This is a genomic window from uncultured Treponema sp. (assembly GCF_934725225.1).
Classification (GTDB): domain Bacteria; phylum Spirochaetota; class Spirochaetia; order Treponematales; family Treponemataceae; genus Treponema_D.
On the sequence record NZ_CAKVAM010000003.1, the window covers coordinates 1 to 24,891 of the forward strand.

20 protein-coding genes and 1 tRNA gene are annotated in these 24,891 nt (G+C 40.8%); 17 read left to right on the plus strand and 4 right to left on the minus strand.

What is annotated here, in order from left to right; all coding sequences use genetic code 11:
• The first annotated feature begins 3 nt into the window (after positions 1–3).
• From Q0H92_RS04890 to clpX, 4 genes are all read left to right on the plus strand, one after another.
• Positions 4–75: transfer RNA gene (locus tag Q0H92_RS04890), tRNA-Gly, on the plus strand.
• A gap of 135 nt (positions 76–210) precedes the next feature.
• Positions 211–1,581, plus strand: coding sequence for a trigger factor (tig, locus tag Q0H92_RS04895; protein ID WP_296012544.1), 1,371 nt, complete (start codon positions 211–213; stop codon positions 1,579–1,581).
• An 87-nt stretch (positions 1,582–1,668) separates the two neighbouring features.
• Positions 1,669–2,280 carry an ATP-dependent Clp endopeptidase proteolytic subunit ClpP gene (gene clpP / locus Q0H92_RS04900; RefSeq protein WP_294014403.1) on the plus strand — a complete coding sequence of 204 codons (612 nt, stop codon included), beginning with the start codon at positions 1,669–1,671 and terminating at the stop codon, positions 2,278–2,280.
• Positions 2,280–3,542: an ATP-dependent Clp protease ATP-binding subunit ClpX gene (clpX, locus tag Q0H92_RS04905; RefSeq protein ID WP_296012547.1), complete on the plus strand. Its 1,263-nt coding sequence runs from the start codon at positions 2,280–2,282 to the stop codon at positions 3,540–3,542. Before clpP ends, clpX begins: the two co-directional genes overlap by 1 nt.
• 47 nt (positions 3,543–3,589) lie before the next feature.
• On the opposite strand, the gene Q0H92_RS04910 is transcribed toward clpX, so the two are convergent.
• Positions 3,590–4,708: a glycosyltransferase family 1 protein gene (locus Q0H92_RS04910; protein WP_296012549.1), complete on the minus strand. Its 1,119-nt coding sequence runs from the start codon at positions 4,706–4,708 to the stop codon at positions 3,590–3,592.
• 48 nt (positions 4,709–4,756) lie between these two features.
• Between Q0H92_RS04910 and Q0H92_RS04915 the strand changes: the two genes are divergently transcribed.
• Genes Q0H92_RS04915 through Q0H92_RS04945 form a run of 7 tightly spaced genes read left to right on the plus strand, consistent with a single transcriptional unit; the run spans position 4,757 to position 13,989 of the window.
• Positions 4,757–5,923 carry a DEAD/DEAH box helicase gene (locus tag Q0H92_RS04915; RefSeq protein WP_296012551.1) on the plus strand — a complete coding sequence of 389 codons (1,167 nt, stop codon included), beginning with the start codon at positions 4,757–4,759 and terminating at the stop codon, positions 5,921–5,923.
• A 55-nt stretch (positions 5,924–5,978) separates the two neighbouring features.
• Positions 5,979–8,933, plus strand: coding sequence for an AAA family ATPase (locus tag Q0H92_RS04920; protein WP_296012553.1), 2,955 nt, complete (start codon positions 5,979–5,981; stop codon positions 8,931–8,933).
• Positions 8,930–9,301 (plus strand): hypothetical protein, encoded by a 372-nt coding sequence (locus tag Q0H92_RS04925; protein ID WP_296012555.1) that lies wholly within the window; start codon positions 8,930–8,932, stop codon positions 9,299–9,301. Before Q0H92_RS04920 ends, Q0H92_RS04925 begins: the two co-directional genes overlap by 4 nt.
• Positions 9,298–10,791: a hypothetical protein gene (locus Q0H92_RS04930; RefSeq protein WP_296012557.1), complete on the plus strand. Its 1,494-nt coding sequence runs from the start codon at positions 9,298–9,300 to the stop codon at positions 10,789–10,791. Before Q0H92_RS04925 ends, Q0H92_RS04930 begins: the two co-directional genes overlap by 4 nt.
• 16 nt (positions 10,792–10,807) lie before the next feature.
• Positions 10,808–11,503: an SIMPL domain-containing protein gene (locus tag Q0H92_RS04935; RefSeq protein WP_296012559.1), complete on the plus strand. Its 696-nt coding sequence runs from the start codon at positions 10,808–10,810 to the stop codon at positions 11,501–11,503.
• Positions 11,504–11,535: 32 nt separating this feature from the next.
• A complete protein-coding gene (gene serS, locus Q0H92_RS04940) occupies positions 11,536–12,873 on the plus strand; it encodes a serine--tRNA ligase (protein ID WP_296012561.1) in 1,338 nt (445 codons plus the stop codon).
• Between the two features lie 18 nt (positions 12,874–12,891).
• Positions 12,892–13,989 carry an AI-2E family transporter gene (locus tag Q0H92_RS04945; RefSeq protein WP_296012563.1) on the plus strand — a complete coding sequence of 366 codons (1,098 nt, stop codon included), beginning with the start codon at positions 12,892–12,894 and terminating at the stop codon, positions 13,987–13,989.
• Positions 13,990–14,011: 22 nt separating this feature from the next.
• Here the strand turns inward: Q0H92_RS04945 and Q0H92_RS04950 are convergent, their stop codons facing one another.
• Both Q0H92_RS04950 and Q0H92_RS04955 read right to left on the minus strand, forming a co-directional pair.
• Entirely contained in the window at positions 14,012–14,989 is a 978-nt protein-coding gene (locus Q0H92_RS04950; protein WP_296012565.1) for a hypothetical protein, read from the minus strand.
• Positions 14,990–15,000: 11 nt separating this feature from the next.
• Complete coding sequence (locus Q0H92_RS04955) at positions 15,001–15,621, minus strand: hypothetical protein (protein ID WP_296012568.1); 621 nt, start codon at positions 15,619–15,621, stop codon at positions 15,001–15,003.
• A gap of 147 nt (positions 15,622–15,768) precedes the next feature.
• On the opposite strand from Q0H92_RS04955, the gene Q0H92_RS04960 reads away from it, so the two are divergent.
• Positions 15,769–16,479 carry a Bax inhibitor-1/YccA family protein gene (locus tag Q0H92_RS04960; RefSeq protein ID WP_296012570.1) on the plus strand — a complete coding sequence of 237 codons (711 nt, stop codon included), beginning with the start codon at positions 15,769–15,771 and terminating at the stop codon, positions 16,477–16,479.
• Between the two features lie 3 nt (positions 16,480–16,482).
• Here Q0H92_RS04960 and Q0H92_RS04965 read toward each other — a convergent pair whose 3' ends face one another.
• Complete coding sequence (locus Q0H92_RS04965) at positions 16,483–18,930, minus strand: helicase C-terminal domain-containing protein (RefSeq protein ID WP_296012571.1); 2,448 nt, start codon at positions 18,928–18,930, stop codon at positions 16,483–16,485.
• Between the two features lie 274 nt (positions 18,931–19,204).
• Here Q0H92_RS04965 and Q0H92_RS04970 point away from each other — a divergent pair, with 274 nt between their 5' ends.
• From Q0H92_RS04970 to Q0H92_RS04990, 5 genes are all read left to right on the plus strand, one after another.
• Positions 19,205–20,146 (plus strand): L-lactate dehydrogenase, encoded by a 942-nt coding sequence (locus Q0H92_RS04970; RefSeq protein ID WP_296012574.1) that lies wholly within the window; start codon positions 19,205–19,207, stop codon positions 20,144–20,146.
• Positions 20,147–21,535: a class II fumarate hydratase gene (gene fumC, locus Q0H92_RS04975; protein WP_296012576.1), complete on the plus strand. Its 1,389-nt coding sequence runs from the start codon at positions 20,147–20,149 to the stop codon at positions 21,533–21,535. It begins immediately after the preceding gene.
• Between the two features lie 64 nt (positions 21,536–21,599).
• Positions 21,600–22,439 (plus strand): CoB--CoM heterodisulfide reductase iron-sulfur subunit B family protein, encoded by an 840-nt coding sequence (locus Q0H92_RS04980; RefSeq protein WP_296012578.1) that lies wholly within the window; start codon positions 21,600–21,602, stop codon positions 22,437–22,439.
• Positions 22,432–22,827, plus strand: coding sequence for a 4Fe-4S dicluster domain-containing protein (locus tag Q0H92_RS04985; protein ID WP_013701510.1), 396 nt, complete (start codon positions 22,432–22,434; stop codon positions 22,825–22,827). The genes Q0H92_RS04980 and Q0H92_RS04985 overlap by 8 nt, the downstream gene beginning before the upstream one ends.
• Positions 22,828–22,837: 10 nt before the next feature.
• On the plus strand, positions 22,838–24,850 hold the full coding sequence (locus tag Q0H92_RS04990; protein ID WP_013701511.1) for a CoB--CoM heterodisulfide reductase iron-sulfur subunit A family protein: 2,013 nt from the start codon (positions 22,838–22,840) through the stop codon (positions 24,848–24,850).
• Positions 24,851–24,891 lie beyond the last annotated feature (41 nt).

Here is a 24,891-nt window from a genome sequence, read left to right on the forward strand (position 1 = left end):
TTTGCGGAAATGGCTCAATGGTAGAGCGCGACCTTGCCAAGGTCGATGTTGCGGGTTCGATTCCCGTTTTCCGCTCGACGACGAAGCGATTTGGATTTTTTCTGAATCGCTTTTTTATTTACAGTTGGATAAACTGTAAAAACTGCTGTGTCAAGGATTAAAATGAAGCGTGCCTTGACCCGGTGCATTTTATAATCGAGAGGTTCCCACGTGAAGGTAACAAAGGAAATTTCCAAACTTGAAAATTCAGCAGTAAAACTCACTGCCACAATTGCAAAAGAAGACGTTGTTTCTGGATACAACAAAAACATTTCTAAATACGCAAAAAATGTTCAGCTTCCAGGATTCCGCAAAGGTCATGTTCCTGTAAAAGTTCTTGAACAAAAGTATGGAGATTCCCTAAAGCAGGAAGTTCTCGCAGATCTTATCGATGAATCTTTGAACCAGATTTTCGCAGAGGAAGAATCAAGAGACATCCGTCCTCTTCCCTACACTCAGCCACGTCTTGACGGCGACAAGCTTCCAGAATTCAGCACAGACAAAGATTTGACTTTTTCTGTTGTTTATGACGTTTTCCCTTCTGTTGAAGTAAAAGATTTTTCAAAAATTGAAGTAAAAGAGCCTCAGGTTGAAATCGGCGAAAAAGAGCTCAACGAAGAATTGAAAGCTATTCAGGAAAGAAATGCTGTTGTAATCGATAAAAAAGAAGGCGAGCCTGTTGAAAAAGACAATATCGTTACAATCGACTACAAAGAGCTTGATGACTCTGGAGCTGCAATTCAAGGAAGCGAGCGCGAAGGCTTTGTTTTCACTGTTGGAACAGGCGAAAATATCTACAAGATTGATGACGAAATCATTGGCATGAAAAAAGACGAGACAAAAGAAATCTCTAAGACTTACGATGCTAAAGATGAAAACAAAGATCTTGCTGGAAAAACAAAGAAAATCAGCGTAACAGTAAAAGCTATAAAGCTCCGCAATCTTCCAGCACTTGATGATGAGCTTGCGCAGGATGTAAGCGAAAAATACAAGACACTTGATGATCTTAAAAAAGATATTTCTAAAGGTCTTGAAAGCGCAAAAAATAGAAAAATTGCAGAACTCAAATCTCAGAGTCTTCTTGAGCAGCTTGTAGAAAAAAATCCGATTGTGCTTCCAAAGTCAATGGTTCAGGCAGAAATGGAAAGCCGCTGGAGAATGATGGCGCAGCAGTTCCAGACAACACCAGAGCAGCTTGAAAAAATGATTTCAGCTTCTGGACAGTCAAAAGAAAATATGCTCACACAGTGGACTGGAGATGCTGAAAAAATGCTCAAAAGCCGCCTGATTGTTGATGCTCTTATCCGTGAGAAAAATATTGCGGTTACTCCAGAAGAAGTTGAAGCAGAATTCGCAAAAATTGCAGATGAATCAGGCTCAACTCTTGATGAAGTAAAAGAGCACTACAAAGATGCACGTGCAAAAGAATATATTATTGATGAAATAAAAGAAAACAAGCTTTACGATGAGCTTTACAAACAGGTGAAAGTTTCAAAAGGCGACAAAGTTGACTTTGCGGATCTTTTTAAAAACAATCGCTAGTTTATAAAATTTCTGACGATAAGAAAAAAAACGGAGTGTTGCCCATTCCGTTTTTTTTGTTTACACTATTCATCAGAGGAAAATTTAATGAATGAATTTATGAATACTCTTGTTCCGACTGTCATTGAAAGAAGCGGAAACGGAGAGCGTGCCTACGACTTGTATTCAAGGCTTTTGAAGGACAGAATAATTTTTGTCGATGGAGAAATCCGCGATGAAACAGCAGATTTGATTGTGGCGCAGATTCTCTACCTAGAAAGTGAAAATCCGGAAAAAGACATAAGCATGTATATAAACAGCCCTGGCGGTTCAGTTACAGCGGGACTTGCAATTTACGATACTATGCAATATGTAAGATGCGATATTCAGACTATTTGCATGGGACAGGCGGCAAGCATGGGTGCTATTATTCTTGCTGGCGGAACAATCGGAAAAAGATATGCTCTTCCTTCTAGCCGTGTGATGATTCATCAGCCTTGGGGCGGAACTCAAGGTCAGGAAAGCGATATTGCAATTCAGGCAAAGGAAATCGGACGTCTGAAAAAACTTAGCATAAAATATCTTTCCATGCAGACAGGAAAAAAAGAAGAAGAAATCGCAGCTGATATGGAGCGTGATTTTTATATGCCGGCAGAAGATGCAAAAAATTACGGCATAATTGACCATATAATGAACAGCGCGAAAAAAGGAGTTCAATAATGGCCAGATTAGGCAGAAACAATCAGCCGGTATGCGCATTTTGCGGCCGTCCTGCTGATGAACATAGAAGAGTTGTAAGTTCTCCAGATGACATGATTTATATCTGCGAGCATTGTGTTGCGACTTGCCAGACAATTTTAAACAATGAAGCCCACACAATCGCTCCAATCGACATGAGCGCAATTCCTTCTCCAAAAGAATTCAAATCGTACCTTGACCAGTACGTTATCGGTCAGGATTATGCGAAAAAAGTTCTTTCCGTGGCAGTATACAACCATTACAAGCAGCTTTCAATTTCAAAGGAACAGCAGCTTACAATGGATGTAAAAATTGAAAAATCGAACATTCTTCTTTTGGGTCCAACTGGCTCTGGAAAAACACTTCTTGCAAAAACTCTTGCGCAGAAACTGAATGTTCCGTTTGCAATTGCGGATGCCACTACCCTCACCGAAGCCGGATACGTTGGTGAAGACGTTGAAAATGTTCTTTTGAAGCTTATCAATGCGGCGGACGGAGATATTGCAGCGGCGGAACGCGGAATTATTTTCATTGACGAAATCGATAAAATCGGAAGAAAAAGCGAAAACACTTCAATTACGCGAGATGTTTCCGGGGAAGGCGTTCAGCAGGCGCTTTTAAAGATTCTCGAAGGAACACACGCATCAGTTCCTCCTCAGGGCGGAAGAAAACACCCGAATCAGGAAATGATTGACATTGACACAACAAACATTCTGTTTATTTGCGGCGGAGCTTTTGTCGGACTTGACAAGATAATTGAGCAACGGCTTTCAACAGCTTCAATCGGATTCGGAGCGGAAGGAACTCACAGAACAAACGAAGAGCGAATGGAGCTTTTGAATCAGGTTACAAGCGATGACTTGGTAAAATTCGGTCTTATACCAGAACTTATCGGACGTCTTCCAATGACTTGCGCCTTAAAGGAACTCAACAAGGAAGACTTAAAGAGAATTCTTGTAGAACCGAAAAATGCAATAACAAAGCAGTTTCAGGCTATTTTCGCAATTGATGATGTGGAACTTACTTTTGACGATGATGCGATTGACCAGATTGCAGAAATGGCAATAAGAAGCAAAACTGGAGCGCGCGGACTAAGAGCAATTGTTGAGCACATTTTGCTTGACCTTATGTACGAGGTTCCGAGCGTAAAAGGCAAAAAGAAACTTGTAATCACAAAAGATATTGTAAATCAAAAAGAACTTCCAACTGCGGAATCTCTTTTGATTGAACAAAAAACAGCTTAAATACAGAAGGAGCTTTCAAATGCAACAAGCTAACGGAAGCTCCTTTTTTATTTTAAAACGCTTCTTATTATTTCCAAAGTTTCAAGCACACATTTTTCCCAAGAAAATCTTTTTGACCAAACAAGAGCACTTTCTGATATTTTTTTTCTAAAAACTTCGTCTGTTGTTATTTTTTCTATGCATGAAGCAAATTCTTCTATATTATCACTATCAAAGAAAAGCGCATTGTTCCCAGCAACTTCCGGAAGAGCGCCGGCTTTTGCACAGGCAACAGGAATTCCAGTTGCCATAGCTTCAAGAATAGGAAGCCCCGCCCCTTCATTCACAGAAGGAAAAACACAGGCTTCAGAATTTCTATATAACTCAGGAAAACTTTCATGCGGAAAATATCCGGTTATAAAAATGTCGCTCGCCGCAGAAGATTCAAATGCCGCCTTGTGAACTTCATCGCTGTAAGGTCCGTCGCTTCCGGCAATTACAAGTCTATGCGGCAAATTAGTTTTTTTCTTAAACAGCGAAAATGCTTTTATAAGCTCAATGTGCTTTTTTTCAGGACTTTGCATCCGGCTTGCATAAATTATATAAGGCTTTTTTATTGCAAACGGCTTTATATCCGCAACTTCGCTTTCAATTCCAAGAGAATCAACTGGGAAAAAACTGCTGTGGTCGATTCCGTTGTGGACAATTTCTATGCGGCGGCATTTCAGACCTGAACGCTCAAGATTTTTCTTTACGAACATGCTCGGAACAATTATGCAGTCAGCATTTGAAAGTCCGATTTTTATGTGCTTTTGCGCAAGCCAATTTTCAGTCTTAAAAACATTTCCAGGAATGTCATTTACAATTGCAATGCCGGGAACTTTAAACTTTGAAGGAATAAGCCTAGCTCCAGCCGGAAAAACAACCGCATCATAGCCTGCTTTTTTTATAAACCTGTTTGCAGACAAATAATGCCAGAGCCGGATTGCGCCCGAAGTCGTTTTTATTCCGATGCTAGAAAAAGGCACATCGCGTTTTGCATTATAAGTGTATCTGTCAATCTCCTCGCCGAAAAGTTCAAAGTCAAATTCATTTTCAGCGGGAAGATTGTTTATAAAAGACATAAGGTATGAGCCGAGCCCAGATTTTCCGTGATCGCAACCAAATGTATCAATTCCAATTTTCATATCTATATAGTATATCACAAAACTTTAAAAATATGCTATATTTTGTTTATGAACAAATTTTTAGAACTAAAAGTTGACGAGTCAATTGTTTCAAAGCTTGAAGAAATCGGCATAACAGAACCAACCGAAGTGCAGAAAAAAATAATTCCGCTTATTTCAGAAGGAAAAAATATAATGTTCCAAAGCGAAACCGGAACTGGAAAAACTTTCGCGTATTTGCTTCCATTGCTGAGCCGCTTGAATTCCACGGAAAAAAGAATGGCGCGCCTTATGATTGCCTCCCCGACTTACGAACTTGCTTCCCAAATAAAAGTTCAAGTGCAGAAAATCAGCGGAATAAAATGCGCCTTGCTTATTGGCGGAGCACCAATTTCACGTCAAATCGAACTTTTAAAGGAAAAGCCAGAAATTGTAATTGGAGGGCCAGCGCGGCTTCTTGAGCTGATTCATTTAAAAAAACTCAAGGCTGACGGAATTGAAACTCTTGTTCTTGACGAGGCTGACCGTCTTTTAAGTCCTGAACTTAGGGACAGCACAAAAGATCTTATGGAGCGGCTTCCAAAATCAGTTCAGCTTATAGGAAATTCCGCCACCGTAAGCAAATATACGCGCGAAATTCTTCAGAAAGCAAGAAACGGAATTTTAAATGATGAAAAGGAAAATGCGATTCTTTTTGTTGCGCTTCCTATGGAAAATGTTCTTAGAAAGCAAATTTCACATTGGGCAATTTTTTCAGAAAGAAGAGACAAAATCGACACACTGCGAAGTTTTATAAACGCTGAAAAACCAAAAAAGCTTCTCGTTTTCACTTCAAAATCTGACCAGATTGAAAACATCGCTTCAAAATTAAGATTCAAAAAAATTGACTGCGAAACTTTATGCGGAAAAACGAACAAAGTTGATAGAAAATCAGCAATCGACAAGTTCAGAAGCGGAAAAGCGAAAATTCTCATTACAACAGACCTCGCTTCCAGAGGACTTGACATTCAAGGCATAACTCACGTTGTTCAGATGGATTTGCCGGAAAAAGAAGATTTTTTTATTCACCGCGCAGGAAGAACAGCCCGAGCCGGAGCAACTGGAATAAACTGTGTAATCGGAGACGCCTGGGAAATGGAAAACTATGCCCGCCTCGAAAAAAAACTCAAGATAACGGTTTTTCCAAAAATGCTTTATAAAGGTAACGTTGTTGATCCAAATTCCTTTAATACTTGAGGCTCAAAGGTCATTTTGCTATAATAGAAAAACATTTTAAATTGAGGAAATTCCTGTGTTTTTAAAAAGTCTTGAAATATTCGGTTTTAAGTCATTCGCCGACCGAACTCATATAAATTTTGCTGACGGAATTACTGCCCTGCTTGGTCCGAATGGCTGCGGAAAAAGCAACGTTGTTGACGCAATAAAATGGGTTCTTGCTGAAAACCGCTCAAAAAATCTTCGCGCCGAATCAATGGAAGACGTAATTTTCAACGGAACAGAAACCCGTCCGGCTCTTTCAATGGCGGAAGTTACGCTGACGATTGCAAATGAAAACGGGCTTCTTCCTCTTGAAGATTCTGAAATCGCAATAAAACGCAGACTTTACCGCAACGGCGAAAACGAATATTTTATAAACTCAAATCAAGTCGGAGCTTCTTCAATCCGCAAGCTTTTTATGGATACTGGAGTCGGAAAAGCAGCCTATTCTGTCATGGAACAGGGAAAAATCGACCAGATTCTTTCAAGCAAGCCGGAAGACAGACGCTATCTTTTTGAGGAAGCCGCGGGAATCAGCCGTTCAAAAGCGGAAGTTGCAGACGCGGAACGTGAACTTGAAAAAACAAGAGCGAATCTGGCTCAAATTGACATTGGACTTGCGGAAACAAAACGCAGCTACGAAACTTTAAAAGTTCAGGCTGAAAAAACTGCAAAATACAGAAAACTTCAAGATGAAAAATTTGAATGCGAGCTTGACATTCAGCTTTTAAAGCTCAAGGATTTTACGCAGAACAAAGCGCGCCACGAGCAGAACAGAAAAGAAGCCGAAGAAAAAAGAAATTCCGCGGCAAATGAAATTGAAGAAATTTTAAATACGCTCCAAGTCAACACAGACAAAGTAAAAGAGCTTCAAGAACAAGTAAACACAAAACAGCAGCTTGTTATAAAAATCAGCGCGGAGCAAACTGGAAAAAAAGCAATGGCGCGGCAGCTTCACGAGCATCAAAGCCAGATGAAAGAAAAAATCGGGCAAATTGAAAACCGCATAAAAAACATCGAAGAGCGCATTGACGAATATAATGAGGAAATTGACAGTCAGAATGCAGAGCTTCACGAAAAGCACAAGCAGCTTTCAGATATAAATAAAAACGTTGAAAATTTTTCTGAAAATATCCGCCAGTCTTCAAGCCAGATTGAAGAAAATTTAAGGCTCATAAACACAAATTCTGGAAAAATCAACAATCTTGATTCAGAACGCGCGGAACTGCAAAAGCAGCTTACGTCGATAACCGAAGACATTGTTACAGAACTTGACGCAAAATTAAAAGACGCAGGATATTCAAGCACTTCAAATAAAAAAGCAAAAGAGGCGCTTGATACGGCACTTGAAAAAATTAAAATTTATGCGAACGGACGCGCAAATATTTTCAAGGATTTTTCTTCGCTTCCTTCACATTCTGAAAAAGATTCTGCGCAGATGGGAACTGATGCGGTCGCGGCATTTACAGAAATTTTGCGGATGCTTGAAGAACTTTCGCAGTCAATTTCAGAATATACAAAAACGACTCCGCAATTCATTGACGATTTTCTTTCGCCGGAAGGAATTATCACAAAAAAACGCGGAATCGATTCTTCAATTCAGCAAAATCTTTCTACAATCGATTCAATAAAAAATGAAAGCGCGGAACTGACTTCAAAAAACAATGCTCTTAACAAAAAAATTGATGAGTACAAAGACACGCTTTCAAAGTTAAGAGTAAACCAAGCGCAGATGGCTCAGCAAATAACTTCGTGCGAGCAGCAGATTTCAACTTTGCGGAAAACTTTGGCTTCTGAAGAAACTTCGCTCCGTGAACAGCAGAACGAGCTTTTTGAGGAAAACAAACGCCGGGAAGAAAACGAAGAGCAGCTTCAGGAAACCGAAGAATCAATTGCGGAACTAGAAGCTCAAGGTCAGAAAATCACTGCGGAACTGAATGACTTGGACAAGCAAATTTCAGAATGCAACAGCCAGGTAAGCGGAAAACAGAACGCGCTTCAGAAAAAACAGGAAGAGCGGAATAAATATCAAAGCCAGCTTGAAAAATTCAGCGTGGGAATTGCGCAGTACGACACTGAAATCAGAAATGTTAAGCAAAACTTCCAAGAAAATTTTTCGCGCGACTTGATGGAATTTGAAGAGCGGATGTACACAATCACAACTCCAGTTCCGGCTTTAAAAGAAAAACTTTCTCAGGTGAAGCAAAAAATTCAGGAACTTGGAACTCCGAATTTAATGGCAATCGAGCAGTTTGCGGAAGAAAAGGAACGCTACGAACGCCAGCAGGCAAACTACAACGACACGCAAAAAACTTTGGAAAATCTTGTCCGCGTAAGTGAAGAAATCCGGACGAAATCTTCTGAAATGTTTTTGGACACATATAATAAGATTCGAAAAAATTTCCACAATATGTTCCGCAGACTTATGAACGGAGGAAGAGCCGAGCTTAGGCTTGTTGATCCTGCAAATGTTCTTTCAAGTGGAGTTGAAATTCTTGCCCAGCCGCCTGGAAAAAAACTTGTAAATATTTCACTTCTTTCCGGCGGTGAAAAAACAATGACAGCAGTCGCGCTTCTCTTTGCAACTTATCAAGTCCGCCCTAGCCCGTTTTGTCTTTTGGACGAAATTGACGCGGCTCTTGACGACAAAAACGTTGCAAGTTTTGTAAGCACATTGCGCGCATTCGGAAACATAAGCCAGTACATTGTAATCACACACAACAGAAAAACTGTAATGGGCGCATCGACAATGCTTGGCGTTACAATGGAAGAATCTGGAATCACAAAAGTTCTGCAAGTCCGCCTTGACGAAGACACCATGAACGGAAACATTGCCTTTAGCGACCAGTCAGATTTTGTTGAGGAAGAAGTTCCGCCAGAAGAAGGAATTGTAATTCCACCGCGTCCTCCAAGAAGAGAACACAATCCAGACGGAACTTTAAAAACGGAAGCGAAAACTGAAACAGAGGAAAACAGCAGCCAGCAATGAATTTCTTTGAAACTATAAAGGAAAATCTGCAAAATTTTCTCCGGGAAAACACAAAGATTACAGCGGGAATAACAATTTTGCTTGTTGTCCTTGCAGTTTTTGCTTTTGCATCGGGAATTTTTCAGGAGAAAAAAAAACAGGAAATTTTTGTTTTTCCAGAGCAAATTCCTTTTTCAGCTGTGGAAGATTTTTTTCCGCCAAAAGAAGATTCTCTGACCGAAGATTATTATTTTTCAAGAGAGCAAAATTCAACTTGGAGCAAAGATGAATTCGACAGATGGTTTTCTGTTCCTTCCAAAGAAAATGTTGAAGCTCTTGGAAAATCAAATGAAAAAATTGCAAATGAAATTTTAGGAGTAGCTCCGTGATAAAATTTTTTTTAGCTTTACTTTTTACATTTTTATTTTTCTCATGCGCCTCTTCTCCAAAAGAAAATGCGGAAGCAGTTTTGCCTTCAGAACCAGAAATCGCCGCTGAAGAAGTTCAACCGCAAGAACAAGAAATAGAAAAAACTCAAGAACAAAATCCTGAAATTCCAAATGAAGAAATTCAGCCTGAAAAAAATTCATCGGACGAAAATCCGCCGGAAGAAAAAAATCAGGAAGAAATAAAACTTGAGCCGATTGAAGATATTCAAGGATATTACGAAAGCGACCCGGAGCCGGTTTTTCTTGAAAAGCAGGAAGTCATAGAGCCGATTGAAGAAACAGAAGAAATTCCGCTTGTTCCGCCGGAAGAAAAAATTCAGGAAGAAAATTCAGAGCCTGAAAAAGAAGAAAGCGCACCGCAAGAAATTTCCAGCAGTGAAAATGCGGCAGAAGAAATTCAATCCGAGCAAACAGAAATTCCTGCTGAAGAAAAAACAGAAGTTTCAGAAAATGAAAATTCAAAAACTGAAATTCCAAATGCAGAAAATTCAGAAGAAATAATTTCGCAGCCAGAAATTCAAATTTCAGAAACAAACATTGAAGAAAATTCCGCAGAATCAAATTCACAAGAAGAAAAAACTGAGCCAGAAAAAATTCCTGTAATTCCATCTCGTTCAGTTTCAATGAAAAACAGCCAGTACTTGGACATTGTTTATCCGGGAAAAGGCTGGATTTATCTTGGCGAAGAAGACGGAAAAAATTTAATGCGCTACTTTGGACGGAAAATCGGAGACAAAAATACTTCGTTCAGTTTGCGTTCCAGAGAAGAAGGAAAAACAATTCTTCATTTTTATAAAAATGATCAGCTCACCGGCGCTTTTATCGATGATTATTTGGAAGTTGAAATAAAAGGAAAAAATTTTTCAGCCGAAAGAATTTTAGCTCCTGATTATTCTTCAATTGTTCCGCCTGCGCAAAAAAATGTGAACCAAGAAAAAATTTCAAGTCCAGAAATTTCAAGTCAAAAAAATGAGCTTTCTGAAACTTCGCCAAAAATTCCAGAAGAAAAAAAAGTTGATAAAAAAGATTCTGAAAATGAAAATCCTGCAACACAAAATTCCGCTGAAATTTCTTCTAGCAATGAAGTTGTACCTTCGCAGGAAATTTCTTCAACTTCAATAGAAAAAAACAATTCATCGGATTCTTCTGCTGATGAGCTTTTAAAAGCCGCGCAGGAAAATTTCAATTCAAAAAAATATAAAGATTCGCTTGCCTGCCTTGAAAGTTTTTTTGAAAAAGCAGACTCAAGAATTGATGAGGGACTTTTTCTTCAGGCGCAGATTTTCGAATCAAATTCATCAGAAAGAAACATAAAAAATGCGCTTGATAATTATGAAACAATTGTCCGCCGCTATCCGCAAAGTTCAGTCTGGAAAAAAGCCAGCGAGCGGGTTACATACTTAAAAAAATTTTATTTCAATATAAGATAATTTTTGGAGAAACAAAATGAAAAAAATTTTAACATTAGCAGTTTTTGTTCTTTTTGCATTTACTTCCTGCAATTTTCGCGCAGAAAAAAATGCGCCTAGAACAATTTCTGTAACAGGAAAAGGCATTGTAAAACTTTACAACGAAAAAGCTGTAATTTCACTTTCCGTTGTAACAAGAAGCGCAAGCATTTTAACGGCAACCGAAGACAATGCGAAGAAAATGGAAGCTGTAAGAAATTCGCTGGAATCGCTTGGAATCGGAAAGGAAAATATTTCAACTTCATCATTTTATATTCAGCAGGAAACTTCGTATTCAAACGGACGGACAATTCTCGGGCAATACGTGGTTTCAAACAGCATAAATATTTTGATTTCTTCAATTGAAAAAACTGGGCAGATAATCGACGGAGCTGTAAAGGCTGGCGCAAATCAGTTTGACTCACTTTCATTTTCCGCAGGAGAAACTTCAGATGCAGAAAAGCAGGCTAGAATTCTTGCGTTGCGTGATGCTGAACAAAAAGCAGTTACTCTTGCAAGCACAAGCGGATGCTCAGTCGGAAAAATCATTTCAATAAAAGAGCGTCCGGCTATCACAGAAAGTATATCGAACACAGTTTTATACGCGGCAAAAATGGAAAGCAGCTCCACTCCAGTTTCAGGAGGAAAAACTTCCGTTTCTGTAAATGTTGAAGTAGTTTACGAAATTCAGTAAACTGATTATATTTTATTTCATAGAGGCAAAAAATGTTGGACTACAGATTTATTAAAGACAATCTTGAAGCAGTAAAGAAAAATATCATAGACCGCAACATGGATCCTGCAAAAGCTGACGCAGATTTAGTAGTGAAGCTTTTTGATGAACGCACAGCTCTTACAACTGAATTGCAGAATCTTCAGCAGAAAAGAAATGCAAATGCGGCGGCAATGAAACAAAAACTTGATCCAGAAACAAGAGCAAAATATATTGAGGAAGGAAAAAGCATAAAGGACGCAGTTTCTTCCGCGGAAGCAAAACTTTCAGAACTCGAAGTAAAACTTGAAGAAGCCGGACGCCAGATTCCAAACATGGCAAATCCAGAAGTTCCAGTCGGAAAAGTTGACACAGAAAATCTTGAAGTAAAAAAAGTCGGTCAGCCGAGAAAATTCGACTTCAAGCCAAAAAGCCATGTTGAGCTTGGCGAGTCATTGGATTTGATTGACTTTGAGCGTGGAACAAAAGTTTCAGGAGCAAAATTTTATTATCTTAAAAATGAAGCGGTTTTTCTTGAGCAGGCGCTTATCATGTACGCTCTCAATATTTTGCGCAAACACGGATTTACAACATTTATAACTCCAGACATTGCACGTGAAGAAGTTTTAAAAGGAATTGGATTTAATCCGCGCGGAAACGAAAGCAATGTTTATGCAATCGAAGACGAAGGAACTTGCCTTGTTGCAACTGCGGAAATAACACTCGGCGGCTATCATTCAGGAGAAATTCTTGACAAGTCAAAACTTCCGCTTATGTACTGCGGACTTTCACATTGCTTTAGACGTGAAGCAGGAGCTGCAGGTCAGTTCAGCAAAGGACTTTACAGAGTTCATCAGTTTGATAAAGTTGAAATGTTTGTTTACTGCCTTCCAGAGCAGAGCGATTCACTTCATGAAAAACTCCGCTTAATTGAAGAAGAAATTTTCAGCGGACTTGGACTTCCGTTCCGTGTTGTTGATACTTGCACTGGTGACTTGGGCGCGCCTGCTTACAGAAAGTGGGACTTGGAAGCCTGGATGCCTGGCCGCGCTGACGAAAATCATCCAGACGGAGATTACGGTGAAGTAACTTCAACTTCAAACTGCACAGATTATCAGGCCCGCAGACTGAATGTAAAATACCATGACGATGATGGAAAAAACAAATACGTTCACATGCTTAACGGAACGGCTGTTGCAGTTGGAAGAGCGATGCTTGCAATTCTTGAAAATTATCAGAATGAAGACGGCTCTGTAACAATTCCGGAAGCTCTTGTTCCTTACTGCGGATTCGACAAAATCGGACCAAAGACAGACGTAGCTTCTCCAGTTTACAAAACAATTAAAAAATAAAAATAGGAAGTTAAAATTATGGAAGACAAAAATTATTCAAAAGGCATTTTTTACATTTTACTCTTTGCTTCCATAATTTTGACGACTGTCATTCTAAAAATCACATCTTCATTTTTTATTCCGCTCACACTCGCCTTGATGCTTTCGTTCGTTTTTTATCCATTTGTAAAGAACCTTACGAAATTTCATATTCCGTGGATTGTAGGAATAATTTTAGTTGTGATTTTAGCGGCGGCGGCGTTTTTTATAATCGGAAATCTTTTGGTTGCAAGCTGCCGGACAGTGTTAAATGCTTATCCAAAATATGAAGCAAGATTCACAACGGTCTACAGTTTAATTGCCGAAACGTTCCATATTCCGTTTGACGAAAATTCATCGCTGATTATAAACCTTTGGAATTCATTGGGCGTAAGGACATTTGTTCAGAATTTCGCATTAGCGGCAAGCGGCTATATGTTTTCAACTGCAAAAGTCATACTTGTAATCGCGCTGTTCATTGTTTTCTTTTTAATTGAAATCCGCGGAATGAAAGAAAAAGTAAAAACTGCGTTTCCGGAAGAGCATCTTAATAGAAAAATAATGTTCATAATAACAAAAACAATCGCAGAAGTAACGCGCTACATTTCCATAAAATTTTTGATTTCATTTTTCACAGGACTTCTCGTGTTCTTGTTCTGCTTTATGATTGGACTTGACTTTGCCATTATCTGGGGATTTCTTGCGTTCATTTTGAATTTTATCCCAACGTTCGGCTCTATTTTTTCCTGGGCGCTTACAACAGGATTTGCGGTTCTTCAGTTTTATCCTTCATTTGGAAAAATCCTTTATGTTGGAATAGCCGTGCTTGCAGTCAATTTTATTCTCGGAAATATTATCGAGCCTCGCTGGGAAGGTTCAGATCTTGGAATTTCTCCGTTTCTTATTCTTGTAAGCCTTTCGCTTTGGGGCTGGCTTTGGGGATTTATTGGAATGATTCTTGCAGTTCCGATTCTTGTAATTATAAAAATCATCTGCGAAAATATTCAATTCCTAAATCCAATCGGAGTTCTTTTGGGAAACAAAATAAATTTCAATAACAGAAAAAGAAATTTTTCACTTTTCAGCAGAAAAAATTAATTAGCCGAATTCAAAAAGTTTCTTATTCGCCTAAGATTTTTCCAGTGATTCTTTCATACAAGAACCTGGAATCTTCTTCTTTTAAATTTTCATATTTAAGGGCGACACATTTTATATTTTTTGAATTTTCGTTTTCATAAATTTTTTCAACAGAACATTCAACTTGAACTGTTCTCTTTAAAAGCTTGTTTTCCGAAAGCGTAAAGAAAAGCGAAAGGTTGTACTTTAATTCAGAATCAAGATTTTCAGAATTTTCAGCGCAGGCAAGCACAATTCTTTTGTCGTCAGCAAAAATTATAAAAAACGGCTTTACTCTGCCCTCTACTGGTTCTTGCGGAAAAATATTTTTTTCAGAAAGATAGCGGACAATGCTCAAAAGCTGAATGCCGTTTCCAATTGGATTTGTCTGCCCGGATTTTACTTCCTGCACAAACTTTTCAAGGAGCGACTTTGCCTCATGCTGATTTTCTTCTGGAATTTCAGACCACTTTGGAGTAGAAAAAATTCTGTAGCCCTTCATTGGAATGCAGTCGATTTCAACAACAGAATCCGCCGCTTTGTAAGAAATTTTTCCGCTGAAATCGTAATCATTTTTTGAAAAAACTTCTGGAATTCTTTTTATGCTTGAAGGAATAACAATCGCAAGTCCTTGGGAACATTCTTTCATCGTTGTAATAAAATAAAGACCAAGATGATTAAAATAAAACTGGACTTTTACAAGTTTTCCCAAAAACGGAAGAACCGTGCGCGCAGGATTTTTTAAAAGAATTATTCCCTGGTTCAAAACTTTTATTTGCTCAGAAGGAATTGCAACAGGAAAAACCGCGCTCGCAGGAATCCGGCTTTCTTTTTCCGGCACAGGAATTTTTTCATCAACCATTTCAACATCAGCCTGCTCAGGCTTTTTCTCAAGCGTAACGGTCAGAGGAACATTGTCATCCATAAGATATTGAAGCACAAGCTCCCTTTCTATTTTTGTAAGCTCCTTGTTTTCAGACATCATTCCTCCTGTTAATTTTTGTTCAAGCTGAAAATTTCAAGCTGAAAAATTTTCCATTCTTGGTTTGTTTTTTTTAAATACGCATAAACGTCAACACTTGAATTTTTTCTGTCATTTGCTTTAAGAAAAATTCTTACCGGGCATTGATAAATTCCGCCAGAAAAAAACGGCTCGCCCGCAGCATGATTTAAAATATCCGGCTTCATTTCAGAAAAATCATGCAGAAAAATCACCAGCGAATAAAGATTTTCAGTTTCAAAATATTTTTCGTAATCCGCATTATTTTCAAGTGAATAAAAAAATGAATCAAGAATTTTTAAAGCGTCCTTGTCCATTGAAGAAATGTCAAGGCTGAACGAATCCTTAAAATTCGGAAAAACAGGTTTTGAATCAACAGAAGCCAAAGCGACAGAAGCTGGCGACAAAGCTGTTTTTGAAGAAATATTTTTTACAACGGGCAATTTTTCTTTTAAAATATCAGATTCAATTTCGTTTGACCATAAAGAGATTCTTTCAAAATTTTCTGCGGAACTTTTTAAAGTTTCATCTTTGACTTCAGATTCTTCAACAGAAGCCGCGCATGAAACAAAAAGTGCAACAATTAAAATTCCAGCTGAAAAAATTCTTATCATATTATTCCGTGCATATTATAATGGGGATTTTTGCAAAAGAAAAGATATTTTTTCAACAAACTAAAAATGCGCTGTTACAAAAAATAAAGTTTGCGGTTTTATGTGTAATATATTATATTTATAAAAATAAAATTTTCGGAGGAATCTATGGAAAATCAAATGACATTTTACGCTCCAACAGAAACTGAAAGGAAACTTTTCTTAACAAGAACTTATTTATGGATGGGAATCGCACTTCTTGTAAGCGCGGCAGTTTCATTTTTCGCGGCAGAATCAGGACTGATTATTTCTATTCTGAAGGCAACAGGCGGAATGGGACTTCTCATTCTTTGCATTGCGGAAATCGGACTTGTAATTGGACTCACCTCTTCAATCAGAAAAATTTCTGTGGCAAACGCAAAGCTTTTGTTCATTTTGTATTCAGCGTTAAACGGACTTACAATTTCTACAATTTTCTTTATATATTCAACAAGCTCAATCGCAATCTGCTTTGTTTCCGCCGCGGCAATGTTCTTTGGAATGTCGCTTTACGGACTTAAAACAAAATCTGATCTTACAACTGCCGGACGCTATCTTATGATGGCTCTTTTTGGAATTATCATCGCTTCTTTGCTGAATGGAATACTGTTCCTTTTTGGAGCCGGAAGCACAATGTTTGACTGGCTGATTTCTGTTGCTTCTGTAGTTGTGTTCACAGGACTTACAGCTTATGACTCGCAGAAAATCATGCGCATTTCTTCAAGGGCGGACAGTTCTGACTCATTCAAGAAAATTGCGATTTACGGCGCGCTTGAGCTTTATCTTGATTTTATAAATATTTTCCTTTCGCTTTTAAGGCTTTTTGGAAACCGCAAATAAATTTCAGTTAAAAAAATTTTCAACAGCGTGCAGAATGGCATCCAAAGGAGAATACATTCTTTTTGTCATCGGCACGCTCCGTGTAAAAATTCCGCCGTATTTTTTTTCAACTATGCGGCGGTCTAAAACAACAACAATGCCTTTGTCATCAGCGCGCCTAACAAGCCGTCCAAAGCCCTGCCTGAATTTTATTACAGCCTGCGGAAGGCTTAGCTGCATAAAAGGATTTCCGCCTTTCTTTTCAAGAGCTTCACTTCTTGCTGAAAAAACCGGATCATTCGGAACTGCAAATGGAAGCTTCACGATTATCACTTGACTAAGGCTGCTTCCCGGAACATCAACGCCTTCCCAAAAACTGTCGGTTGCAAACAAAACGCTGTTCGTGTCTTTTTTGAATTTTTCAAGAAGCCTGAACCTGTCTTCATCGCCCTGCTTAAAAACTTCGATTCCTTTTTCAGAAAGAATGTTCCGACTTGCATTGAAAGTAAATTTCAAGCTGTCATAGGAAGTGAAAAGAACAAGAGTTTTTCCGCCCGAAGCCAAAATAAGCTTTGGAACTGCATCTTCAACAAAAGTTTGAAAATATGAACTGTCCGGAAAAGGCGCGTCATTCGGAACTGCGAACAAAACATTTTCTTTGTACGGAAACGGAGAATCAAAACTGTCCTGCGCAACACGCTCTGGCTCTGCAAATGAAATTCCAACACGGCGAGTCCAGTAGTTGAAATTTCTGTCAATTCGCAAAGTCGCGCTTGTGCAGACAACAGTTTTCATCGGCTCAAAAACACCTGAGTTCATCAAAGGCGCAATGTCCAGCGGAGTCTGAATAAACTGAACAAAAGTCACAAAATCTTCACCGGGAACTTTCGGAGGAATTTTCACTTTCTGAAGCCAAAAAACAGTGTCGTCCTTTTCTTCCCAAAGCAAAAAATTTCCGCACAAAGCCGCCAAAGGTTCAAGACGGCGCAGAACAGTCTTTGCTTCCCAGACTGCCGGAACTTCAGAATCCTTGTCATCTATTTTTTCCAAAACTTCACGCACAAGATTGTTAAATGCAGAAATTGCGGATTTCAGTTTTGAAAGCGCGTTAAAAGTTCCACCGAATTTTTGAGAATTTCCGTGGTGAATCCTTGCGTTAAAATTTTCATCAAGTTCAAGAATCGAAATCTGATCAAGTTCCAAAAGCGAATCTTTTATTCCATTGACAAGAACCGGCGCGCGTTCCATGCAGTCATCAGCGGAAGAAAACGCGGCAGCCTGAACAAGAAAACCAGTGTTTGAGCTTCTAAAAGTTCTGAACAAAAGATTAACCTGCTTCATCACTTTAAAGCGCGTTATTATTTCACTGAAAAAACTGGTTGCACTGTCTTCAATTCCGTGGGCTTCGTCAAAAACAATCCGTCTGTAAGGAGGCAAAACCGCAGCGTTATCGTAGCCCGCTCCGCTCATCCGGCTTTCAATGTCTGCAAACAAAAGATGATGGTTTACAATTATTATGTTTGCGCTGGCAGCTTCATTGCGAACTTTCATCACAAAGCAGTTTTCCCTGAACGGACATCTTCCGCCGAGGCAAGCATCGCTTTCGCTGTTTACTTTTGACCACACGCTTTCAGACGGAAGAAACGCAAGATCGCTTTTGCTTCCTGTTGAGCTTGTTTTTGCCCATTCATTTATCTTGTCGATAATTTCAATTTCTTCATTAAAAAGGCCTCTGTCGTTTTCCGCTTCAGAAAGCCTTCGAAGGCAGATATAGTTTTGCCGGCCTTTTAAAAGCACCGCCTTTATTTTTTTTCCGATTAATTTTTGCGCAAACGGAATGTCTTTTTCAAAAAGCTGCTGCTGAAGATTTATTGTTCCCGTGGAAACAACGACGCATTCCTTGTTTTTTACCGACCAAAGCATTGCCGGAATCAAATACGCAAAACTTTTTCCAACTCCAGTTCCGGCTTCAAAAACGCCGATTTTTTCCTTATTAAATGAAGACGTGATTTCTTTTGAAAGTGAAATTTGAGACGGACGCTCCTCGTAGTTTCCGTAGGATTTTGCGAACGGACCTTGGCTTGAAAGGAAAAATGCAGTTTCGTCCTCATTCAAAAGCTCGATTTTTTTAGGCTTGACCGGCTCCACAACCACATAAACCCGGGAAACTTCATTGTCAACTATGTAAAATCCGAGCGAAGTGTCAGAAGCATTGTACGCAATATTTTGGTCAGCCTCGCTAGGCGAAAGATTTCCGCTTGGATGATTATGGATTATGACATTTCCTTCTCTTGCGGCGTTTTTATTCACAACTACGGAATTTTCATTTCCGCGCGCGCCAGCCTGAACCGAAACAACAATGCCTTCTAAATTTATTTTTCCAGCCCAAAAAACTTCATTTCCGTCCGCGTCCTCAATATCAGAGCGCATGGTGTCAATTACATTTTGGCTGAATCTTTTCAAGGCTTCCATAATCAGCGGTATTTTAGATTGAAAGAAAAAAATGTTCAACAAGCTGATTTTATATGTGAATAAAATCACAATATTTTCTGCAAGCTGTTATAAATTTCACAAGAAAATTGAAAATTCGTCAAAATCGGGTTTAAAAGGCCGTTTTCGTTTTTATTTTCATTAACAGGTATATTTTTTTGTGTTATAATATAATTTGAATGTTGCTGTCATAGAAGGAATTTTCTTCGGACTATGCGGCGGCTCTTTTAAAACCATTTGCACACAGGAGATATTTATGGCAAACAAAATCACCATTATTGGTGCTGGACAAGTTGGCTCATCTATTGCTTATGCCCTTTGTCTTAAAAGCATTGCAACTGAAATCGTTATGATTGACATTGACAAAAACCGCGCTATGGGAGAAGCTCTGGACATCCGCCAGGGAACTCCGTACATGAGCCCTGTAAATATTCACGACGGCTCTTATGAAGACGCAAAAGATTCAGACCTTGTAATCTTGACTTCTGGAGTTGCACGCAAGCCTGGACAGTCTCGTCTTGACCTTGCGCAGACAAACGTAAACATCACAAAGTCAATTATTCCGCAGATTGCAAAAGCTGCTCCAAACGCAATTTATATCATCGTTGCAAATCCTGTTGACATTCTTACATATCAGTTTGTAAAAACATCTGGAATTCCTGCTGACCACATTCTCGGAACAGGAACTTTGCTTGACACAGCAAGATTGCGCACAAAAATCGCTGATGTATACGGAATCGGACAGCCTAACCTTCACGCTTATGTTTTCGGCGAACACGGAGATTCTTCATTTGTTCCGTGGTCTTTGGTAAACGTTGCTTCTGTTCCTGTAGATTCATACTATGACAGCCTCAACGGAAAAGGAAAAGCAAAGCCTGACCATGCAGAAATCGAGGACTTTGTACGCAAATCAGGCGGAATCATTATTTCAGCAAAAAAATGCACAAACTACGGAATCGGAGCTACAACAGCGCGTCTTTGCGAAATCATCAAAAATTCAAATGATTCTGTTACAATCGCTTCTTCAATGCTTACAGGCGAATACGGAATCAGCGATGTATGTTTGAGCATTCTCACAGTTGTAGGCGGAAACGGAATTACAGGACGTCTTGTTGCTCCTCTTACAGACAACGAAATTGCACAGCTCAAGCATTCCGCAGACTGCCTCAAAGACGTAATCAAGCAGCTGGAGTTCTAAATGGAATACAGAATTGAACATGACAGCATGGGCGAAGTAAAAGTTCCTGCTGACAAACTCTGGGGCGCGCAAACTGAACGCAGCCACGAAAATTTCCTTATCGGCGTTGGAATTGAAACAATGCCGCGTGAAATCACAAAGGCTTTCGGCTATCTGAAAAAGGCGGCGGCACTTGCAAACAATGCGCTCAAACCTGAAAAAATGACAGATAAAAAGCTCAAGGCAATCTCTCAGGCTTGCGATGAAGTTATTTCAGGCTCGCTGAACGAAAACTTTCCGCTTGTTGTATGGCAGACAGGTTCTGGCACGCAGTCAAACATGAATACAAACGAAGTCATTGCGAACAGAGCAAACCAGATTGCGGGCGAAAAACTTTGTCATCCGAATGACGACATAAACATGAGCCAGTCTTCAAACGACACATTCCCGACTGCAATGCACATTGCCGCTGTTGTTGAAGTTGAAGACAAGCTTTTTCCGGCAATCGACACGCTTGTAGACACATTCAAAAAACTGGAAAAAGCAAACGAAGGCATTGTAAAGTCAGGACGCACTCACCTTCAGGACGCAGTTCCAATTCAGTTCTCGCAGGAAATTTCAGGCTGGAGAACTTCTCTTGAGCGCGACAAGGAAATGCTTTCTTCTTCCCTTCCATATTTGAAGCAGCTTGCTTTGGGCGGAACAGCGGTCGGAACTGGACTCAATGCGCCGGCTGGATTTGACACTCTTGTTGCAAAGAAAGTTTCAGAACTTACAGGAAAAGATTTTATTACATCTCCAAATAAATTCCATGCGTTGACTTCAAAAGACGAAATTGTATTTGCGCACGGAGCTTTAAAAGCGCTTGCCGCTGATTTGATGAAAATCGCAAACGACGTAAGATGGCTTGCTTCCGGTCCAAGATGCGGAATCGGTGAAATCCATATTCCAGAAAACGAGCCAGGCTCTTCAATCATGCCGGGAAAAGTAAATCCGACACAATGCGAGGCAATGACAATGGTTGCCGTTCAGGTTATGGGAAACGACGCGGCAGTTGGAATGGCGGCTTCACAGGGAAACTTCGAGCTGAACGTATTTATGCCGGTAATCGCATATAATTTCCTTCAGTCTGTAAGGCTTCTTGCTGAAGTTATGGTAAGCTTCAATAAAAACTGCGCGGTTGGAATCACAGCAAACAAGGAAAAAATGCACTTCAACTTGTACAATTCCCTGATGCTTGTAACAGCCCTGAATCCATACATCGGATACGAAAACGCGGCAAAAACAAGCCACAAAGCTTACGAAGAAAATATTTCACTTAAAGATGCCTGCGTACAGCTTGGCTTCCTTACAGCTGAAAAGTTCGACGAGGTTTTCCATCCAGAAGAAATGGCTGGCGTGAAAAAATAAAAATACCAAGCCTTAAGTTTTTGCTTGAGGCTTGCTAAAAATATCCTGCACTTAGGAGCAAAGAATGAGTGAGAACCAGACACACACACTGACTTATTCTTATTTTCCAGGCTGCACGCTAAAAAACAAAGCAAAGGATTTGGACTTATACGGTCGTTTAAGCGCTGAAGCTCTTGGTTTCAAACTTGAAGAAATTGAAGAGTGGCAGTGCTGCGGCGGTGTATATCCTACAGGCAAAAATGAAATTGCCTCAAAGCTTCCTTCTGTCCGGGCTTTGGCTGCATCCAGAGATAAGAACCAGGCATTGGTAACACTGTGCTCAGCGTGTTACAATGTAATCAAGCAGGTGAACAATGACCTGCAGAATGACGAGAATACAATTTTAAAAGTAAACAATTATCTCGCCCAAGACAATATTGAATACCACGGAGAGACGAAAGTCCTTCACTTCCTTGAAGTTCTCCGTGACGGAATCGGCTGGGACAACGTAAAGAAGGCCGTCAAGAATCCTTTCAAGGGAAAGAAAATCGGCGCCTATTACGGCTGCCTTCTTCTCCGCCCTGGAAAGGTAATGGAATTTGACGATCCTGAGAATCCGAAAATCCTTGAGGACTTCATAACCGCAATCGGCGGAACTCCTGTCATTTATGCCCAGCGCAACGAGTGCTGCGGTGCCTATGCCGCATTTGAGGACGAGACAATTCCCCAGAAAAGATCAGCTTCAATTCTTGCGAATGCCGAGGACATGGGAGCGGACTTCCTTGTTACAAGCTGCCCTCTCTGCCGCTACAATCTCATAAAGAACAAAGGCTCTTCAAAGCTTGACGTTATCTACTTTACAGAACTTCTTGCGGAAGCTCTCGGCGTAAAGGATGCCGTAGCAAAGGAGGCTGTGAATGCTTGAGTCAGAAATTCAGAAATACAAGGAACTGATTCTTGAGACAAGCGGAGTCAATCCTAAAAAATGCATGGTCTGCGGAAAATGCTCCGGAACCTGCCCTAATTACGACTCCATGGAATATCACCCGCACCAGTTTGTGCAGATGGTTGAGAACGGAGAAATCGAGCCGCTTTTGAAAAGCAAATCGATTTATACCTGCTTAAGCTGTTTCGCCTGCCTTGAGAGATGTCCACGCCAGGTCGAGCCGGCCAAGCTTATTGACGCTGTGCGCACTGTAGTCGAGCGCGAGCGCGGTCCGCTTCATCTTGATCCTGTTCAGGTTCCTGAAAAGCTTGATGAAGAGACTCCGCAGCAGCTTTTGATGAGCGCATTCAGAAAGTACCGCAAATAGGAGCAGCATCATGGAAAGAATCGGTGTTTTCGTGTGCCATTGCGGCACAAACATTGCAGGCACTGTTGACGTTGCAAAAGTAGCTGAAGAGCTCGGCAAGGTGAACGGTGTAGTTTATTCAACTCATTATACATATATGTGTTCTTCCGCCGGTCAGAAAATGATTGAGGACAAGATTCACGAGCTGAACCTTACCGGTGTAGTTCTCTGCTCCTGTTCTCCGCGTATGCATGAGAAGACCTTCCGTTCCTGTGCGGAGCGCGCCGGCTTGAATGCCTACAAGGTGGAAGTGGCGAACATCCGTGAGCAGTGTTCATGGGTTATGAAGGAAATGGGCGACGCGACGGAAAAAGCCATTGCTTTGGGCAAGGCGGCTGTCGCAAAGACAATTCTTGACACGCCTCTTATTGAAGGCGAGACACCAATGACAAAGCGCGCATTGGTAATCGGAGGCGGTATCGCCGGAATCACGGCGGCTCTCGACATTGCGGACGCAGGATTCCCGGTTGATATTGTTGAGAAGGACTATACGGTCGGCGGAAAGATGGCGAAGCTCGACAAGACCTTCCCTACCTTGGACTGCGCATCCTGTATCGTCACGCCGAAAATGACTGAAGTCAGCCAGAACCCGAACATCCGCATCCTCTCATACTCGGAAGTTGCAGGTGTAAAGGGATATATCGGAAACTTCGAGGTGGACATCAAACGCCATCCGCGCTATGTTGACGAGACAAAATGTACCGGTTGCGGAGCCTGTATCGAAAAGTGTCCGAACAAGAAAGTTCCGAACGCATTCAACCTGAACCTCAACAACCGCAAGGCGATCGACATTCCGTTTGCCCAGGCTGTTCCTAAGGTGGCCGCAATCTCCGCGGACTACTGTCTTCACATGAAAGGACTCAAGAACGGCAAGGACAATGTCTGCGGATTCTGTGAGAAGGCCTGTGCGGCAGGAGCAATCAACTTCCATCAGGAAGAGACAATGCTTACTGAAAAATACGGCGCAATCATCGTGGCTACCGGCTACAATCCGATCAGCCTTGAGAAATTCGATGAGTACGCATACAGCCAGAGCCCGGATGTTGTTTCTTCACTTGAATTTGAACGTCTTTGCAATGCGTCCGGTCCTACAAACGGACATCTTCTCCGCCCTTCCGACGGAAAAGAGCCGAAGAACATTGTATTCGTCCAGTGCGTGGGAAGCCGCTGCTCTGCGGACTCCACAAAGGGACATGAATACTGCTCAAAGATTTGCTGTATGTACACTGCGAAGCACGCAATTCTTACACGCGACCACTATCCTGATACAAACATCACTGTATTCTATATTGATGTGCGCACTCCGGGAAAGAACTTTGATGAATTCTACCGCCGTGCGGTTGAGCAGTACGGTGTCCACTACATCAAGGGACAGGTGGGAAAAGTAACTCCGCTCTCTGACGGAACTCTTGACGTCCAGGGCTCTGACCTGATTCTGAACCGTCAGGTTCACATCAAGGCAGACATGGTTGTTCTTGCCGCTTCTATTGAGGCAGACAAATCAGCCCGCCCGCTTGCGACAATGCTTACAACTTCCATGGACAACAACGACTTCTTCCTTGAAGCCCATGCGAAGCTCCGTCCGGTCGAGTCTCCTACAGCAGGAATTTTCCTTGCAGGATGCTGCCAGGGACCGAAAGACATTCCGGAGACTGTAGCGCAGTCTTCCGGTGCCGCCGCAAAGGCGATCTGCCTGCTCGTAAAGGACAAGCTCAAGAACAATCCTTGCACTGCGAATCCGAACGAGAATGCCTGCAACGGCTGCGGCCAGTGTGCGAACGTCTGTCCTTACGGCGCGATTTCTTACATCGAGAAGGATTTCCGCGGACCGAACAGAACTACAATCACACGCCGTGTTTCCCAGGTGAACAAGGCTATGTGCCACGGATGCGGAGCCTGTACGGTCGCCTGTCCTTCCGGCGCAATGGATCTGTTAGGATTCAGCAACAAACAAATCTTGGCGGAGGTTGATTCAGTACTGTAATTCGCAATGCCCAATAAGCAATGCGTAATTATTTATTCTGA

What these genes read in the sequence shown, in the direction of transcription:
- fumC (WP_296012576.1), top strand. Translation starts at nt 20,147, where the DNA reads ATGGAATACAGAATTGAACATGACAGCATGGGCGAAGTAAAAGTTCCT.
- Q0H92_RS04965 (WP_296012571.1), bottom strand. Translation starts at nt 18,930, where the DNA reads ATGGAAGCCTTGAAAAGATTCAGCCAAAATGTAATTGACACCATGCGC.
- clpP (WP_294014403.1), top strand. Translation starts at nt 1,669, where the DNA reads ATGAATGAATTTATGAATACTCTTGTTCCGACTGTCATTGAAAGAAGC.
- clpX (WP_296012547.1), top strand. Translation starts at nt 2,280, where the DNA reads ATGGCCAGATTAGGCAGAAACAATCAGCCGGTATGCGCATTTTGCGGC.
- Q0H92_RS04915 (WP_296012551.1), top strand. Translation starts at nt 4,757, where the DNA reads ATGAACAAATTTTTAGAACTAAAAGTTGACGAGTCAATTGTTTCAAAG.
- Q0H92_RS04925 (WP_296012555.1), top strand. Translation starts at nt 8,930, where the DNA reads ATGAATTTCTTTGAAACTATAAAGGAAAATCTGCAAAATTTTCTCCGG.
- Q0H92_RS04985 (WP_013701510.1), top strand. Translation starts at nt 22,432, where the DNA reads ATGCTTGAGTCAGAAATTCAGAAATACAAGGAACTGATTCTTGAGACA.
- Q0H92_RS04970 (WP_296012574.1), top strand. Translation starts at nt 19,205, where the DNA reads ATGGCAAACAAAATCACCATTATTGGTGCTGGACAAGTTGGCTCATCT.
- Q0H92_RS04960 (WP_296012570.1), top strand. Translation starts at nt 15,769, where the DNA reads ATGGAAAATCAAATGACATTTTACGCTCCAACAGAAACTGAAAGGAAA.
- Q0H92_RS04945 (WP_296012563.1), top strand. Translation starts at nt 12,892, where the DNA reads ATGGAAGACAAAAATTATTCAAAAGGCATTTTTTACATTTTACTCTTT.
- Q0H92_RS04950 (WP_296012565.1), bottom strand. Translation starts at nt 14,989, where the DNA reads ATGTCTGAAAACAAGGAGCTTACAAAAATAGAAAGGGAGCTTGTGCTT.
- Q0H92_RS04980 (WP_296012578.1), top strand. Translation starts at nt 21,600, where the DNA reads ATGAGTGAGAACCAGACACACACACTGACTTATTCTTATTTTCCAGGC.
- Q0H92_RS04910 (WP_296012549.1), bottom strand. Translation starts at nt 4,708, where the DNA reads ATGAAAATTGGAATTGATACATTTGGTTGCGATCACGGAAAATCTGGG.
- Q0H92_RS04935 (WP_296012559.1), top strand. Translation starts at nt 10,808, where the DNA reads ATGAAAAAAATTTTAACATTAGCAGTTTTTGTTCTTTTTGCATTTACT.
- Q0H92_RS04990 (WP_013701511.1), top strand. Translation starts at nt 22,838, where the DNA reads ATGGAAAGAATCGGTGTTTTCGTGTGCCATTGCGGCACAAACATTGCA.
- serS (WP_296012561.1), top strand. Translation starts at nt 11,536, where the DNA reads ATGTTGGACTACAGATTTATTAAAGACAATCTTGAAGCAGTAAAGAAA.
- Q0H92_RS04955 (WP_296012568.1), bottom strand. Translation starts at nt 15,621, where the DNA reads ATGATAAGAATTTTTTCAGCTGGAATTTTAATTGTTGCACTTTTTGTT.